Origin of the sequence: Klebsiella sp. BIGb0399, from assembly GCF_003752615.1 — a bacterium.
Classification (GTDB): domain Bacteria; phylum Pseudomonadota; class Gammaproteobacteria; order Enterobacterales; family Enterobacteriaceae; genus Klebsiella; species Klebsiella lignicola.
Map to the genome: position 1 here is coordinate 214,337 of NZ_RKHT01000006.1, position 14,632 is coordinate 228,968.

Genomic DNA, 14,632 nt, shown 5'->3' on the forward strand with positions numbered 1-14,632 from the left:
CGAGGCCACTGTCGGGAAAGGTAATGACCTCAGGAGAATCGGTACATTTTGAGGTTATTTTCCGCCCACTGGATAAACTCATCCTTCGGTAAGGCCGGGCTGTACAACCAGCCCTGAGCGTAGAGAACATCGTGCTCGCACAGCCAGTCCCGCTGGCTTTGGGTTTCAACGCCTTCGGCAATGGTCACCAGATTCAGGGCCTTCGCCATCTTGATAATATGCGGCGTGAGCGGTTTGTACTCGAGGGCGTCGACGAAGGATTTATCAATTTTCAGCGTATCGACATCCAGTTTTTGCAGGTAGCTCAGGCTGGAATACCCGGTGCCAAAATCATCGATCGACACGCTGTGCCCCAGCTGGCGATAGCGGGCGATCACCGGCAGGGTAGTGGCGGGATCGATGAAGCCGCGTTCCGTCAGTTCAAGGGCGATTTGCGACGGAGCAATTTTCCATTGTTCAAGCTGCTGCTGCATCAGTTTGGGCAACCTTGGGGAGCGCAAATCATCCACCGAGAGGTTGATTGAGATGTGCAGGTCCGGCTGATTATGCAGCCATGGCCCGAGGTCGGTAAAAATCTTGCGGACGATATCTTCTGTTAAGTGGGTGATTAGCCCGGTCTGTTCGGCCAGGGGGATAAAAATGTCCGGCGATAAAAAGCTGCCGTCGGGCTGCTGCCAGCGGGCCAGCGCTTCGGCGCCGATGATTTTGCCATCTTTCAGTGCGACGATCGGCTGGTAATGGACCAGAATGGCATTGGAGTGAAGCGCATCCAACATGCCATAGCGCGGCGAGCGCAGGGTCCGCAGTAGGCGCAGCAGCAAATAGGCGGCGATCAGGCTGATAAACAAGCCGATAGGCAGCCATAGCATCAACTGATGGCGAAACTTTTCCTGCAGCGGCAGCGTCGATGACCAGGTGGCGATAGCCAGTCCCAGTTCAGGAATGGGGTGCAGGCGATAGACGGTGTCGTTGATGGTGAGCGTTTTGCTCTCCAGCCGCTGGATTTTCTCCCAGGCTGCTGGTGAGGGCGTAGTGCTGCTGGTCACCACCTGCTTATTCACCAGGCCAAACAGCACCGCATTAATATTATCCTGGCCCAGGGGAATGATATCGATAAACGATGCCGGGTCGATCATCACGATATGGTTTTTGCTGCCGAGTGCCGTCATCTTATGTTTCAGGCCAAGATCGCTCACCGAGGTGAGCCAGGCGTGATAGCCATCGGCGGTCACGTGATCGGGCGCCGGGAAAATAGCGGGCAGGCTGTAATCTTCAAGGGAAGAGCATTGTGGAATCGAGTCTTTAAGCCACAGAATTTCCCGCACATAGCGGTGGGTATAGGCAATCCGGCGCATGGTGAGCAGATGCTGCGGGCTGCAGCGGGGTCCGCTGTAGGCATTGGCTTCCTGTAACGCTTCTCTGGCCTGATTGGCGACCTGCTGGATGCGGGTCAGCACCCGTGAAGAGTAGTTATCCAGCTCGGAATAAAACAGCGTTTTTGCCTGATTGGTTGCCAGCCAGATACTTAAGGCAATAGGCAAAATAATGGCGACAATCAACACCCCGGTAACCAGACTCACCAGATTCCGGGTCGTCATGCGCATATCCTTATATTATTGGGGGTTTGTTGAGTATATCCGATAGTTGGCAAAGCTAGCAGGCGAGAGGTAATTAATATTACATTTAAAAAATGCCCGAATCACTTATGACGATGATATCGGGCAAACAGTGGATGATCCGCAGCGTTCGAGGCAATGAGCGACACGGAGTAAAACGAGGGCTGTGGCTGGCATGCTGGCAGCAATGGCTACCAGCACCCGACATCAGTGTAAAAGCGGTTCATGACAACCAGATGTTGTTAATGCGCATCCGGGGCCGTGATATCAGCGCTGATGCGCTGATTGCTTTCATCAAAGACCATACAGAAGCGGTCGTCGAACGCAACGTCGATTTTCTGCCATGGGCGGAAATGGACGTCGCCGGGCAGCAGAATTTTGACGTTGTCATGGCCGTAACACTGGCCGAACAGATAGGTGTTATTCCCCAGACGTTCCACCACTTCGCATTGAAACTCCACCACCGTACCGCTGTTGACGTCGGTTGACAGGTGTTCCGGGCGGATCCCCAGCGTCACCGCATCGCCTGCTTGTAACGGCGTGGTGGTGATATTCAGCGTCAGGCTGTGCTGCTGTGCCATTTGTACGGTGAGCTGTCCCGGCTGCCACGCGGTTACGGTGGCAGGCAGGAAGTTCATCTTGGGCGAGCCGATAAATCCCGCGACAAACTTATTGACCGGGTTGTAGTACAGCGACATCGGCGAGCCCATCTGCTCGACTTTCCCGTAGTTCATCACCACGATTTTATCGGCCAGGGTCATGGCTTCAACCTGATCGTGAGTGACATACACCATCGTGGTTTTCAGTTCATGGTGCAGTTTGGCAATGTGCAGGCGCATCTCGACGCGCAGTTCGGCATCGAGGTTAGAGAGCGGTTCATCAAACATGAAGACCCGCGGGTTGCGCACGATGGCGCGGCCGATTGCCACGCGCTGGCGCTGGCCGCCTGAGAGCTGTTTGGGTTTGCGATCCAGCAGGTGGGTTAGCTGCAGCGTTTTGGCGACCATTTCGACCTGACGACGGATCTCATCTTTAGGGACTTTATTGACCTTCAGGCCATAGCCCATGTTTTCAGCCACGGTCATGTGCGGGTAGAGAGCATAGGACTGGAAGACCATGGCCACACCGCGATGGGCAGGCACCACGTCGTTCATGACTTCATCGCCAATCAACACTTCACCATCGCTGACATCTTCCAGCCCGGCGATCATGCGCAGCAGGGTCGATTTTCCGCAGCCTGACGGCCCGACAAAGACCGCAAATTCACCGTCTTCGATATCAAGATTGACCTGGTGCAGCGTCACGGTGTCACCAAACCGTTTGGTGACATTCCTCAGTCGTATATTGGACATCAACATTCCCCGGGGTTAGTAGTCGTTATGTGCCGTTGGGAGTAGGGTTACAGAAATGATTGTAGTACGTGTAACAATCTGACTGAACTATGCTCAACAGCGCTGAAATCATGTGACGACTATAACTTCCAGTATTTTCGTGCCCTACACCGATGTTTCATTTCTGCAATCATGATCACACAACTGGTAGCTTTAGGTGGTTTTTTTCGCACTCAAAGCGTAGCGTATAACAAATCATGAAGATCTGATTATGTCGCTGTAAACCGCCACTTATGAATAGATTCAGGAATGTTGATAAGTGGCAATGTCGAATAAAAACCAATAAATTGTTATACCTTCACATGAGGTTGATAATGAAAAAGAACACTCTTGCTGCGCTTATCCTCACTACGCTGGCCGCCGGACAGCTCGTCAGCCTGCAGGCTCACGCCGCCGGACAACTGAACGTCTGGGAAGACATAAAAAAATCCGACGGCATTAAAGCCGCGGTAAGCGATTTTGAAAAACAGTTCGACGTTAAGGTCAATCTGCAGGAGATGCCTTATGCGCAGCAGTTGGAAAAGCTGCGCCTTGATGGCCCTGCCGGTATTGGTCCTGACGTCCTGGTTATCCCTAACGACCAGTTGGGCGGCGCGGTGGTGCAGGGGCTGTTGTCGCCGCTGACTCTGGCGGCGGATAAGCAGGAGGTCTTTACCCCGGCTTCGATTAACGCCTTCCGAATGGATAACGTGTTGTATGGCGTGCCGAAAGCGGTGGAAACCCTGGTGCTGATTTACAACAAAGACCTGATCGACAAGCCGTTGGACAGCCTGCAGGCGTGGTTCGACTATTCGAAAACCCAGCGGGCGCAGAACAAATATGGCCTGCTGGCGAAGTTCGATCAGATCTATTACAGCTGGGGCGCCATTGGCCCGATGGGTGGCTATATCTTCGGTAAAAACGACAAGGGCGGGTTTAATCCGCAGGACGTCGGCCTGAATAAACCCGGCGCGGTTGAAGCCGTCACCTTCCTGAAAAAATTCTATAGCGAAAAAGTCTTCCCGGCCGGGATCCTCGGCGATAACGGGCTGAACGCCATCGATTCCTTATTCACCGAGAAGAAAGCTGCGGCGGTCATCAACGGTCCGTGGGCTTTCCAGCCGTATGAAGCCGCCGGGATTAACTACGGCGTCGCGCCGCTGCCGATGTTGCCTGACGGCAAACCGATGAGCTCGTTCCTCGGTGTGAAAGGTTATGTGGTATCGACCTGGAGCAAAGACAAAGCGCTGGCGCAGCAGTTTATCGAATTTATCAACCAGCCTCAGTACGTGAAGGCGCGCTATGTGGCGACCGGCGAGATCCCGGCCCTGAAAGCGATGATTGACGATCCGCTGATCAAGAATGACGAGAAAGCCAGTGCGGTCGCGGTGCAGTCCGCGCGCGCCACGGCGATGCCGGGCATTCCGGAAATGGGCGAAGTGTGGGGGCCGGCAAATGCGGCGCTGGAGCTGAGCCTGACCGGAAAACAGGATCCGAAAGCGGCGCTCGATAACGCCGAAAAACAGATCAAGATGCAGATCGAGGCGATGCAGGCCAGCAACCAGTAATCGCGATGTTGGTCATTTACCGGTGACAGGCGCGAGCCTGTTTTCCGGAACATCAGGGCTTAGAGGTAAAGAAACGGGGGGCGCTCCTCCCGTTTTCAGAAGGAGTGGTGTGTGATTATCAATCCCAGCGAAAATATTGCCGAAGCACGCGGTGCAGGGCGCCATGCGTGGTGCAGTCTGCTGCTGGCTATCGTACCGGGTTTTGGCCAGTTTTATCACCGCCAGTGGCTGAAGGGGCTTGTCTTCCTGGTGCTGCTGAGCAGTTTCATGGGAATTTTTTATGACTTCCTGCAGGAAGGTCTGTGGGGGCTTTACACCTTAGGCGAAGAAGTGCCGAGGGATAACTCTATTTTCCTGCTGGCGGAAGGGATCATCAGCGTGCTGATCGTCGCCTTCGGTCTGCTGGTCTATTACCTTTCGCTGCGCGATGCCTGGGTGAACGGCAAAAAGCGCGATGAGGGCGTGGCCCTGAACAGCGTCCGCAAACAGTACCAGATGCTGTTAAACGCCGGCTTCCCTTATCTGATGATTAGCCCCGGCTTTATTCTGCTGGTGTTCGTCGTCATTTTCCCGATTCTGTTTGGTTTTGCTATCGCCTTTACGAACTACAACCTGTACCACACGCCGCCGGCGAAGCTGGTGGACTGGGTTGGCTTTAAGAACTTCGTGAATATTTTCACGCTCTCTATCTGGCGCTCGACCTTCTTTGACGTCCTGCAGTGGACGGTGGTGTGGACGCTGCTGGCGACGACCCTGCAGTGTACCGTCGGCGTGCTGCTGGCGATCCTCGTGAACCAGAAAGACCTGCGTTTTAAGCCGATGATTCGTACCATTTTTATCCTGCCGTGGGCGGTACCGGGCTTTGTCACCATTCTGGTGTTCGCAGGGATGTTCAACGACTCGTTTGGGGTGATTAACAACGCGATTCTGTCGTTCTTTGGCATCGGGCCGAAGGCGTGGTTGACCGATCCGTTCTGGACCAAAACGGCGCTGATCATGATGCAAACCTGGTTAGGTTTCCCGTTCGTGTTCGCCATGACCACCGGCGTGTTGCAGGCGATCCCTGACGATCTGTATGAAGCTGCAACCATGGATGGCGCCAGCGCCTGGACGCGTCTGCGGACCATTACTCTGCCGCTGGTGCTGTACTCGATTGCGCCGATCATCATCACCCAGTACACCTTCAACTTTAACAACTTCAACATTATCTATTTGTTCAACAACGGTGGGCCAGCGGTGGCGGGTTCGAACGCCGGCGGGACGGATATTCTGGTGTCGTGGATCTACAAGCTGACGATGTCCTCTTCGCAATATGCCATTGCGGCAACCATTACTATTCTGCTGTCGATTTTTGTCGTCGGCCTGGCGTTGTGGCAGTTCCGCGCCACCAAATCCTTCAAAAACGACGACATGGCGTAAGGGAAGTCACATGGCTAAATCACCCAGTATTAAACGCGAAAAGTGGATCCGCCTGTCACTCACCTGGCTGATTGTTATTCTGGTCTCGGTGGTGATTATTTATCCGCTTATCTGGACGGTCGGGGCGTCGCTGAATGCCGGCAATAGCCTGCTCAGCACCTCGATTATTCCCGAGAATCTGTCATTCCAGCACTATGCCGACCTGTTCAACGGTAATGTGAACTACCTGACCTGGTACTGGAACTCGATGAAAATCAGCTTCATGACCATGGTGCTCACCTTAATCAGCGTCAGTTTTACCGCCTACGCTTTCTCGCGCTTTCGCTTTAAAGGGCGGCAGAACGGGCTGATGCTGTTTCTGTTGCTGCAGATGATCCCGCAGTTCTCTGCGCTGATTGCGATCTTTGTGCTCTCGCAGCTGCTGGGGCTGATTAACAGCCATCTGGCGCTGGTATTGATCTACGTGGGCGGCATGATCCCGATGAATACCTGGCTGATGAAGGGTTACCTCGATGCGATCCCGAAAGATCTGGATGAGTCGGCGCGCATGGACGGTGCCAGCAGCTTCCGTATCTTCTTTGAGATCATCATGCCGCTATCAAAACCGATCCTCGCGGTAGTGGCGCTGTTCTCCTTCACCGGTCCGCTGGGCGACTTTATTTTGTCGAGCACCATCTTGCGTACCCCGGACAAATACACGTTGCCGATCGGTCTTTATAACCTGGTCGCACAGAAAATGGGCGCCAGCTACACCACCTATGCCGCAGGGGCGGTGCTGATTGCCGTTCCGGTGGCGATTCTCTATCTGGCATTACAAAAATACTTTGTTTCCGGCCTGACCGCTGGCAGTACAAAAGGATAACCCCATGAAAAGATTAACACCCGCTGTGCTTGCTGTTTGTCTGGCATGCAGTTTTTCCCCCGCTGTGCTGGCTGCAGAAGCGCTGCAAACGCGCGCATTTACTACGATGCCCGCCGACTTTATCAAAGGCGCGGATATCTCTACGCTGTTGGATGCCGAAAAGCACGGGGCAAAATTTTATAACCACAACAATCAGCTGCAGGATCCCATCGCCATCCTGAAAGCCGATGGCGTGAACTATGTGCGCCTGCGCCTGTGGGTCGATCCTAAAGATGCTCAGGGCCAGGGCTACGGCGGTGGTGATAACGATCTGGCGGCGACCCTGGCGCTGGCGAAACGGGCTAAAGCCCAGGGCATGAAGCTGCTGCTGGACTTCCACTACAGCGATTTCTGGACCGATCCGGGTAAACAGTACAAACCCAAAGCCTGGGAGAAAATGGATTACCCGCAGCTGAAGACGGCCATCCACGATTATACCCGCGACACCATCGCCCGCTTTAAGCAGGAAGGCGTCCTGCCGGATATGGTGCAGATCGGGAATGAGATCAACGGCGGCATGCTATGGCCAGAAGGCAAAAGCTGGGGCCAGGGCGGTGGCGAATTTGACCGCCTGGCAGGGTTGCTGAATGCGGCAATCGACGGGCTGAAAGAGAACCTCAAGCAGGGTGAGCAGGTGAAAATCATGCTGCATCTGGCGGAAGGCACCAAGAACGATACCTTCCGCTGGTGGTTCGATGAAATCAGCAAGCGCAATGTGCCTTACGACATTATTGGCCTGTCGATGTACACCTACTGGAACGGTCCGATTAGCGCGCTGAAAGCGAATATGGATGATATCAGCAAGCGCTATAACAAAGATGTGATTGTCGTGGAAGCGGCCTACGCCTATACCCTGGATAATTGCGATAACGCAGAAAATAGTTTCCAGGCGAAAGAAGAAAAAGATGGCGGTTATCCGGCGACCATTCAGGGACAATATAATTATATTCACGACCTGATGCAGGCCGTTATCGATGTTCCCGATCAGCGCGGCAAAGGTATTTTTTATTGGGAGCCGACCTGGATTGCCGTTCCGGGAAATACCTGGGCCACGCCGGCGGGCATGAAATATATCCATGATGAATGGAAACAGGGAAATGCCCGGGAAAACCAGGCGCTATTTGATTGCCAGGGGAAAGTTTTGCCATCGGCGAAAGTCTTTAATTAATCGTAAAGTTTGACATTTCAGGATATTTATTATGAATAAGTTTTCGCCTTTGAGCCCAAAGGTCAACGCGCTATTACATGGTGCTGACTATAACCCGGAGCAGTGGGAGAATTATCCCGATATTATCGAGCAAGATATTGCCATGATGCAGCAGGCTAATTGTAATGTCATGTCGGTAGGGATTTTCAGCTGGGCCAAACTTGAGCCTCAGGAAGGCGTATTTGAATTTGGCTGGCTGGACAGCATTCTGGATAAGCTGTATGCCGCCGGGATCCACGTGTTTCTGGCGACGCCGAGCGGCGCCCGTCCGGCGTGGATGTCGCAAGCCTATCCGCAGGTGCTGCGGGTGGGACGCGACCGTGTACCGGCGCTGCATGGGGGACGGCATAACCACTGCATGACTTCGCTGGTGTATCGGGAGAAGATTTTTAAAATCAATAGCCTGCTGGCAGAGCGTTATTCACAGCATCCGGCCGTTCTCGGATGGCATATCTCCAATGAATATGGTGGCGACTGTCATTGTGACCGTTGTCAGGCACGCTTCCGCGACTGGCTGAAGGAACGTTATAAGACGCTCGATAACCTTAACCATGCGTGGTGGAGCACCTTCTGGAGCCACACCTACAGCGACTGGTCACAAATTGAATCTCCGGCGCCGCAAGGGGAAGTGTCTATTCACGGGCTGAATCTCGACTGGCGTCGCTTTAACACGGCGCAGGTCACCGATTTCTGCCGCCATGAAATTGCCCCGCTGAAGGCGGCGAACGCCGGGCTGCCGGTGACCACCAACTTCATGGAGTATTTCTACGATTACGACTACTGGCAGCTGGCGCAGGCGCTGGACTTCATCTCCTGGGATAGCTACCCGATGTGGCATCGCGATAAAGATGAAACCGCGCTGGCCTGCTATACCGCGATGTATCACGACATGATGCGCAGCCTGAAAGGCGGCAAGCCGTTCGTCCTGATGGAGTCAACGCCCGGCGCCACCAACTGGCAGCCGACCAGCAAGCTGAAAAAACCGGGGATGCATATTCTCTCCTCCATGCAGGCGGTGGCGCACGGGGCCGATTCGGTGCAGTACTTCCAGTGGCGCAAGAGCCGCGGTTCGGTGGAGAAATTCCACGGTGCGGTCATTGACCATGTTGGTCACCTGGACACCCGTATCGGCCGCGAGGTCAGCAAGCTTGGCGAGATGCTCAGCCGCTTACCCGGCGTGGTAGGCTGTCGTACCGAAGCGAAAGTGGCGATCGTTTTCGACCAGCAAAACCGCTGGGCGCTGGATGATGCTCAGGGGCCGCGCAATCTCGGGATGGAGTATGAAAATACCGTCAATGAACACTACCGGCCTTTCTGGGAGCAGGGGATCGCGGTCGATGTCATTGATGCGGATGGCGATCTCAGCGCCTATCAGCTGGTGATTGCGCCGATGCTGTATATGGTTCGCGATGGCTTTGCTGAACGGGCCGAGGCGTTTGTCGCTAACGGCGGGCATCTGGTGACCACCTACTGGACGGGCGTGGTGAATGAATCCGACCTTTGCCATCTTGGCGGTTTCCCGGGGCCTCTGCGCAACCTTCTGGGCATTTGGGCGGAAGAGATTGACTGCCTGAACGATGGCGAGCGTAACCTGGTGCAGGGTCTGGCTGGTAACGAAGGGGGCCTGCAAGGGCCATATCAGGTACGGCATCTGTGCGAACTGATTCATGCTGAAAGCGCACAGCCGCTGGCGACCTACCGGGATGATTTCTACGCGGGACGCCCGGCGGTCACCGTGAACCACTTCGGCAAAGGCAAAGCCTGGCATGTGGCATCGCGTAACGATCTGGCCTTCCAGCGTGATTTCTTTGCCACCATCAGTAAAGAGCTGGCGCTACCGCGGGCCATCGACAGCGAGCTTCCGCCGGCGGTAGTGGCGACGGCGCGTACCGATGGCGAAACGACCTACGTGTTCCTGCAAAACTATAGCGTGCAGCAGCACAGCGTTACTCTGCCTCAGGGCTACCAGGACAGTCTGACCGGCGCCGATATCACTGCGCCGCTGACCTTAACCCCCTGGGATTGCCGTGTCCTCAGTCGTAAAGCGTAATGACGCTTTCTCCGAACCTGCTCCTGGGAGCAGGTTTTTTTTTACCTGTACTTAATCAGGAGTGAACTATGGTGAGCTTAAAATCTTTTCTGCACTACTTCTCCCCGCCTCGTCAACCGGTGCCGTTGAATGACGCCGAGAAACAGCAAATACAGGGGTTAATTCAGGCCTTCGGCGGAGAAGCGAATATCGTGAATGTCGATGCCTGTATTACCCGTTTGCGGGTCACGGTGAATAACCTGGCAACCGTGGATTCTCAGGCTTTACAGCAGCAGGGCGCCTTAGGGGTTATTATTCTCGGGCAACAGGTTCATGCTATTTTTGGCAAGCAATCTGATGCTCTGCGTCAATTGCTGGATGAGCATTTTACCAGCCGCAAATAAATAAAAAGGGATAACTCAAACGCTGAGTTATCCCAAAAAGAAAAGCAATATTCCCGTCATACTACAAATTACATTATTCCGGGCAATAGCAATGGCAATAATCATTACCGGAGGGTAATTACGACCTTACAGTGGAGATAATACTGGTACAGAAAATAATATAACGATTACCACCAGGCTTCGACCTGGACCCCGAAGTTCCATGTATTGCTGGCAGTTTGATCTTCAAACGGTTTACCGTTCTCGGAATCATTAAGATACGAGGCGAAAATACGTAATTCCGGGCGTGACATAAAGTCCGGACCATCGGCCAGGCCCAGCGCAATCGTGTATTTCTCGCCGGCTTGCTTGTAGGAGGTATTGTTCTTGTAGCTGTCTTTCTGGTAGAAACCACCCACTTCGCCAATCAGGCGCACATAGTCTGTGAACTGATACTGGCCGCGCGCCACGAGCGAGAATAAGCGCGTTTTATCGGTGTAGTCGGTGATGTCGTCGGCAGAACCCCAGGTCAGCACATGGTTAATCGAGAATTTTTCGGTGATTGGGATCAGGCCGGTGTTGATGACGCGATAGCCGGTGGCATCGTTGACCTCGTTCCACATGTCATACCAACCGCCGCCCTGGGAGACCATATTCTGTGCCAGCCCTTTGTTAGCGTACTGCAGCACCAGCTTGTTGTAGCCACCGAGCATATCCTGGCTGATTTCACCGGTCAGCATCACGCCGTTATCCGCGTCATACAGCCCGCCGTAGCTATCCTGCTTCTTGGTGGTGTTCGGCATAGCGTAGTCGATACCGAACTCCGTCCATGAACCGGACCACGGTTTCCAGCCCGCATAGCGCAGGTCGATATAGTTAATATTGACGTCGTTGTCGCCATCGACGCGATAATCGACATCGTTGGCGTCACCGCGGATCCAGGCCAGAGAAACGGCGCCCGGGCCTACGGTGTAGTTTTCGATACCGGCGCCGGAGCCGGAGATGTTCCAGTATTTGGTATCAATGATGTGCAGATCGTGACGTTGGTAGTAGCGTTTACCGCCCCAGATGACCGCATTAGGATCCCCTGGGATCAGCCCTTTGATCTGCAGGTTTAACTGGCGCAGGCCAAATTCCGCATCGTCGTTGAGGGTCGATTCGTTATCGTTAGACCCGTCAGAGACCATGCTGACCATGCTGTCGAGATAGAAGCTGACATCGTCCTTTTTGTACACCTCTGAACCCAACTCCAGCTCGCCATAGGTATCGGATTCGTTACCCAGACGGCCAATTTTATTCTTTTGCCATTCGGCCTGGCTACCGTCACCGGAGACCCCAACTCCGGCTCGCAGATAACCATGAAAATCAATGCCAGGAACAGAGGCGGAAGCGGCCAGCACCGAGGGAGAAACCAGTGCAGCAGCTAACGCAACAGAAAGGGCGCGCAGCGTAGTGTTCATGTCAATCCTCTTATTGTTTTGTATTACGTTCACATTAACGCTGTCATGAAATGCCTAAATGTAAATCAAGGCAAATGAACGATCGCGATTGTGTGATAAACTGCAAATAAAATGGCGCAATTTGTTACGGTTGGTGAGAGTATTCACAATTTACTGTATTGTGAGCGTAATACTTTTTGTGTCGCATTATCGCAATGGAATGTTGAGGAGAGCGTTTTTTCAAATGGCCCCTGTTACAATCCAGGGATAACAACATAAGGAACCGGACCATGAAGTCTAAAAGCGCAACCTTAGAAGACGTCGCTCGTCATGCGGGCGTCTCTTATCAGACCGTGTCCAGGGTGCTCAATAAATCTGCCAATGTATCTGAAGCCACGCGCCACAAGGTGGAGAAATCCATTGAGTTGCTAAGGTATGTCCCGAACCGCCTCGCACAACAGCTGGTGGGAAAACAGAGTCGAACGGTGGGGCTAGTGACGATTTCGCTCTCCCTGCACGCCCCTTCACAGGTCGCCGCGGCGGTAAAACGCTATGCGAATGTCGAAGGTTATCAGGTGCTGATTTCAATGATTGATGAGAGCGTCAATCAAAGTATCCAGGAATCCATCAATGAGCTGAAGTCTCAGCTAGTTGATAAGGTCATTATCAACGTGCCTCTGGAGACCGAAGAGGCCCAGAAAATCGCGGCTGACAACGATGATATCGTCTGTCTTTTCCTGGATGTCGATCCCTACAGTTCGGTGTTTAACGTTTCGTTTAACCCGGCTGACGGCACCCGTGCGAGCGTCAAATACCTGTTTGAGATGGGGCATCGGGATATTGCGTTGTTGGCAGGCCCGGAGAGCTCCGTATCGGCAACGCTGCGCCTGAAAAGCTGGATGGAGACCCTGGAAGGATATGGTTTGCAGCCGGTCACGGTGATTCGCGGTAACTGGGATGCCCAGAGCGGTTATGCCGGGGCGTTGCAGATGCTACGTGAGACGCCAAAATTCAGCGCGGTACTGGTGGGAAATGACCAGATGGCGCTGGGCGTGCTGAGCGCGTTCCATCAGCATCAGGTACCGATCCCCGGTGAAAAATCGGTGATTGGCTACGATGACACCTACGAAAGCTCCTTCTTCTATCCGGCGCTGACGACGGTGTCCCTGGACCTCGATTTGCAAGGCAAAGAGGCGGTGCGCCGCCTTCTCGATAGCGGGGATAGTGACACATCGCATACCTCGTCGATTTTGCCTGCCAGACTGGTGGTGCGTCACTCCACCGGGCCGAAAACCGATCAGGGGAAAAACCTGCAGGCGATCGCCGAACAGCTGCGCGCGCTTGCCCATCAGCTCAATCCGTAATCCATCACGGGCGGCTCACGCCGCCTGTTTTTCTGTTCTCTGGTTCTGCCTTTCTGTATTTGTCCGGTGATCCCATGAATTTATCAGGGTTGATCTTTGCGTTGGTGCGGCGTAACCTTGTTGTTATGTTATAACATATCTAGTGGGGTTAACATGAAAGCCAATATCCACCCGCATTACCGTACCGTGGTGTTCCACGACACCAGCGTGAATGAATATTTTAAAGTGGGATCGACGATTAAGACCGAGCGCGTGATTGAACTGGAAGGGGTGACCTATCCCTATGTCACCCTGGACGTGTCGTCAAAATCGCACCCGTATTACACCGGTAAACAGAAAGCCTTCAACAACGAAGGCAGTACGGCGCGTTTCCGCCAGCGTTTCGGCGGTTTTATTGATGCGAAAAGGAACTAACGATGCAGGTACTCAACTCGCTGCGTAGCGCCAAACAGCGCCACCCGGACTGCCAGATTGTGAAGCGCAAAGGGCGGCTGTACGTGATTTGTAAGAGCAACCCGCGCTTTAAAGCCGTGCAGGGGCGCAAGAAGCGTCGTTAATTTGCCGTCGCGCGGAAGCTCTCCAGCGTCTGACGCTGCTGGCCATCGGCGCTAAAGTTCTCGCTGGCCAGCCAGCGTTGCATCGCCTTATCCACCTGCGGCCACTCGCCGTCGATTATCGAGAACCAGTCGGTATCGCGGTTGTGGCCCTTTATCACCAGCGCCTGACGAAAACGTCCCTCAAAATGAAAACCTAACCGCTGTGCCGCCCGGCATGACGGGGCGTTCAGACTATTGCATTTCCACTCATAGCGACGATAGCCGAGCGTATCGAACGCGTAGCGCATCAGGAGCCAGTGGGCTTCCGTTGCCATGACCGTCCGGCTGAGCAGCGGCGAGAAATGCACGTGTCCAACTTCAACCACGCCATGATTCGCATCGATACGCATCAGCGCCAGTGAGCCAACCGGCTGGTTGGTCTGCCGATCGATCACCGCGAAATGCATGGGATCGCTGAGATGCTCCACGCTGGCAACCCAGGCGCTATATTCCTCCACGCTGTTGTCCGGCTCGCGCAGCAGCCAGGTCCAGCTGCGGGTATCCGCAGCCAGTTGGTGTGCGGCAAAGAGGGCGCCGGCGTGCGCGGTAGTCAGTGGTTCAAGGCGGCAGGTGCGGCCTTGCAGAACGAGGCGCTCCGGGTGAGGGCGCGGCTGCCAGTCGGGCAGGGCTTCGCCAACGGGTTGACCGAACGCGTTTTGCTGATTCATGGGGTTTCCTTGTCTGGATGAGTAGGCTGAGACTACGGTTTTACTGGTTCCATAAAAAGAGCCATCAGAGTA

Annotated in this window: 13 protein-coding genes; 9 read left to right on the top strand and 4 right to left on the bottom strand. The window is 54.1% G+C overall.

Annotated features, from left to right (window positions below; translation table 11 throughout):
* Nucleotides 1–29: 29 nt before the first annotated feature.
* Together EDF82_RS11685 and EDF82_RS11690 are read right to left on the bottom strand one after the other, a co-directional pair.
* Nucleotides 30–1,598: an EAL domain-containing protein gene (locus EDF82_RS11685; protein WP_123755720.1), complete on the bottom strand. Its 1,569-nt coding sequence runs from the start codon at nucleotides 1,596–1,598 to the stop codon at nucleotides 30–32.
* Nucleotides 1,599–1,858: 260 nt separating this feature from the next.
* On the bottom strand, nucleotides 1,859–2,968 hold the full coding sequence (locus EDF82_RS11690) for an ABC transporter ATP-binding protein (RefSeq protein ID WP_123755721.1): 1,110 nt from the start codon (nucleotides 2,966–2,968) through the stop codon (nucleotides 1,859–1,861).
* 353 nt (nucleotides 2,969–3,321) lie between these two features.
* Between EDF82_RS11690 and EDF82_RS11695 the strand changes: the two genes are divergently transcribed.
* The 6 genes from EDF82_RS11695 to EDF82_RS11720 all read left to right on the top strand — a co-directional run bounded on the left by EDF82_RS11695 (nucleotide 3,322) and on the right by EDF82_RS11720 (nucleotide 10,514).
* A complete protein-coding gene (locus EDF82_RS11695) occupies nucleotides 3,322–4,554 on the top strand; it encodes a maltodextrin ABC transporter substrate-binding protein (protein ID WP_123755722.1) in 1,233 nt (410 codons plus the stop codon).
* 111 nt (nucleotides 4,555–4,665) lie between these two features.
* Nucleotides 4,666–5,973, top strand: coding sequence for a carbohydrate ABC transporter permease (locus tag EDF82_RS11700; RefSeq protein WP_123755723.1), 1,308 nt, complete (start codon nucleotides 4,666–4,668; stop codon nucleotides 5,971–5,973).
* 10 nt (nucleotides 5,974–5,983) lie between these two features.
* Nucleotides 5,984–6,835: a sugar ABC transporter permease gene (locus EDF82_RS11705; RefSeq protein ID WP_123755724.1), complete on the top strand. Its 852-nt coding sequence runs from the start codon at nucleotides 5,984–5,986 to the stop codon at nucleotides 6,833–6,835.
* 4 nt (nucleotides 6,836–6,839) lie between these two features.
* Nucleotides 6,840–8,042, top strand: a complete 1,203-nt coding sequence (locus tag EDF82_RS11710) for an arabinogalactan endo-beta-1,4-galactanase (RefSeq protein ID WP_123755725.1) — start codon at nucleotides 6,840–6,842, stop codon at nucleotides 8,040–8,042.
* Nucleotides 8,043–8,073: 31 nt separating this feature from the next.
* Nucleotides 8,074–10,131, top strand: a complete 2,058-nt coding sequence (locus EDF82_RS11715) for a beta-galactosidase (protein WP_123755726.1) — start codon at nucleotides 8,074–8,076, stop codon at nucleotides 10,129–10,131.
* A gap of 68 nt (nucleotides 10,132–10,199) precedes the next feature.
* Entirely contained in the window at nucleotides 10,200–10,514 is a 315-nt protein-coding gene (locus EDF82_RS11720) for a glucose PTS transporter subunit EIIB (protein ID WP_123755727.1), read from the top strand.
* A 167-nt stretch (nucleotides 10,515–10,681) separates the two neighbouring features.
* Here the strand turns inward: EDF82_RS11720 and EDF82_RS11725 are convergent, their stop codons facing one another.
* Nucleotides 10,682–11,953: a maltoporin gene (locus EDF82_RS11725; RefSeq protein WP_123755728.1), complete on the bottom strand. Its 1,272-nt coding sequence runs from the start codon at nucleotides 11,951–11,953 to the stop codon at nucleotides 10,682–10,684.
* A 269-nt stretch (nucleotides 11,954–12,222) separates the two neighbouring features.
* Here EDF82_RS11725 and EDF82_RS11730 point away from each other — a divergent pair, with 269 nt between their 5' ends.
* From EDF82_RS11730 to ykgO, 3 genes are all read left to right on the top strand, one after another.
* Nucleotides 12,223–13,296, top strand: a complete 1,074-nt coding sequence (locus EDF82_RS11730; protein WP_123755729.1) for a LacI family DNA-binding transcriptional regulator — start codon at nucleotides 12,223–12,225, stop codon at nucleotides 13,294–13,296.
* Nucleotides 13,297–13,449: 153 nt separating this feature from the next.
* Nucleotides 13,450–13,710, top strand: coding sequence for a type B 50S ribosomal protein L31 (locus tag EDF82_RS11735; protein WP_123755730.1), 261 nt, complete (start codon nucleotides 13,450–13,452; stop codon nucleotides 13,708–13,710).
* A gap of 2 nt (nucleotides 13,711–13,712) precedes the next feature.
* The gene (gene ykgO / locus EDF82_RS11740; RefSeq protein ID WP_003859006.1) at nucleotides 13,713–13,853 is read left to right on the top strand and encodes a type B 50S ribosomal protein L36; all 141 of its coding nucleotides are present in this window, start codon (nucleotides 13,713–13,715) and stop codon (nucleotides 13,851–13,853) included.
* Here ykgO and EDF82_RS11745 read toward each other — a convergent pair.
* The gene (locus tag EDF82_RS11745; protein ID WP_123755731.1) at nucleotides 13,850–14,560 is read right to left on the bottom strand and encodes a GNAT family N-acetyltransferase; all 711 of its coding nucleotides are present in this window, start codon (nucleotides 14,558–14,560) and stop codon (nucleotides 13,850–13,852) included. The genes ykgO and EDF82_RS11745 overlap by 4 nt on opposite strands.
* Between the last annotated feature and the right edge of the window lie 72 nt (nucleotides 14,561–14,632).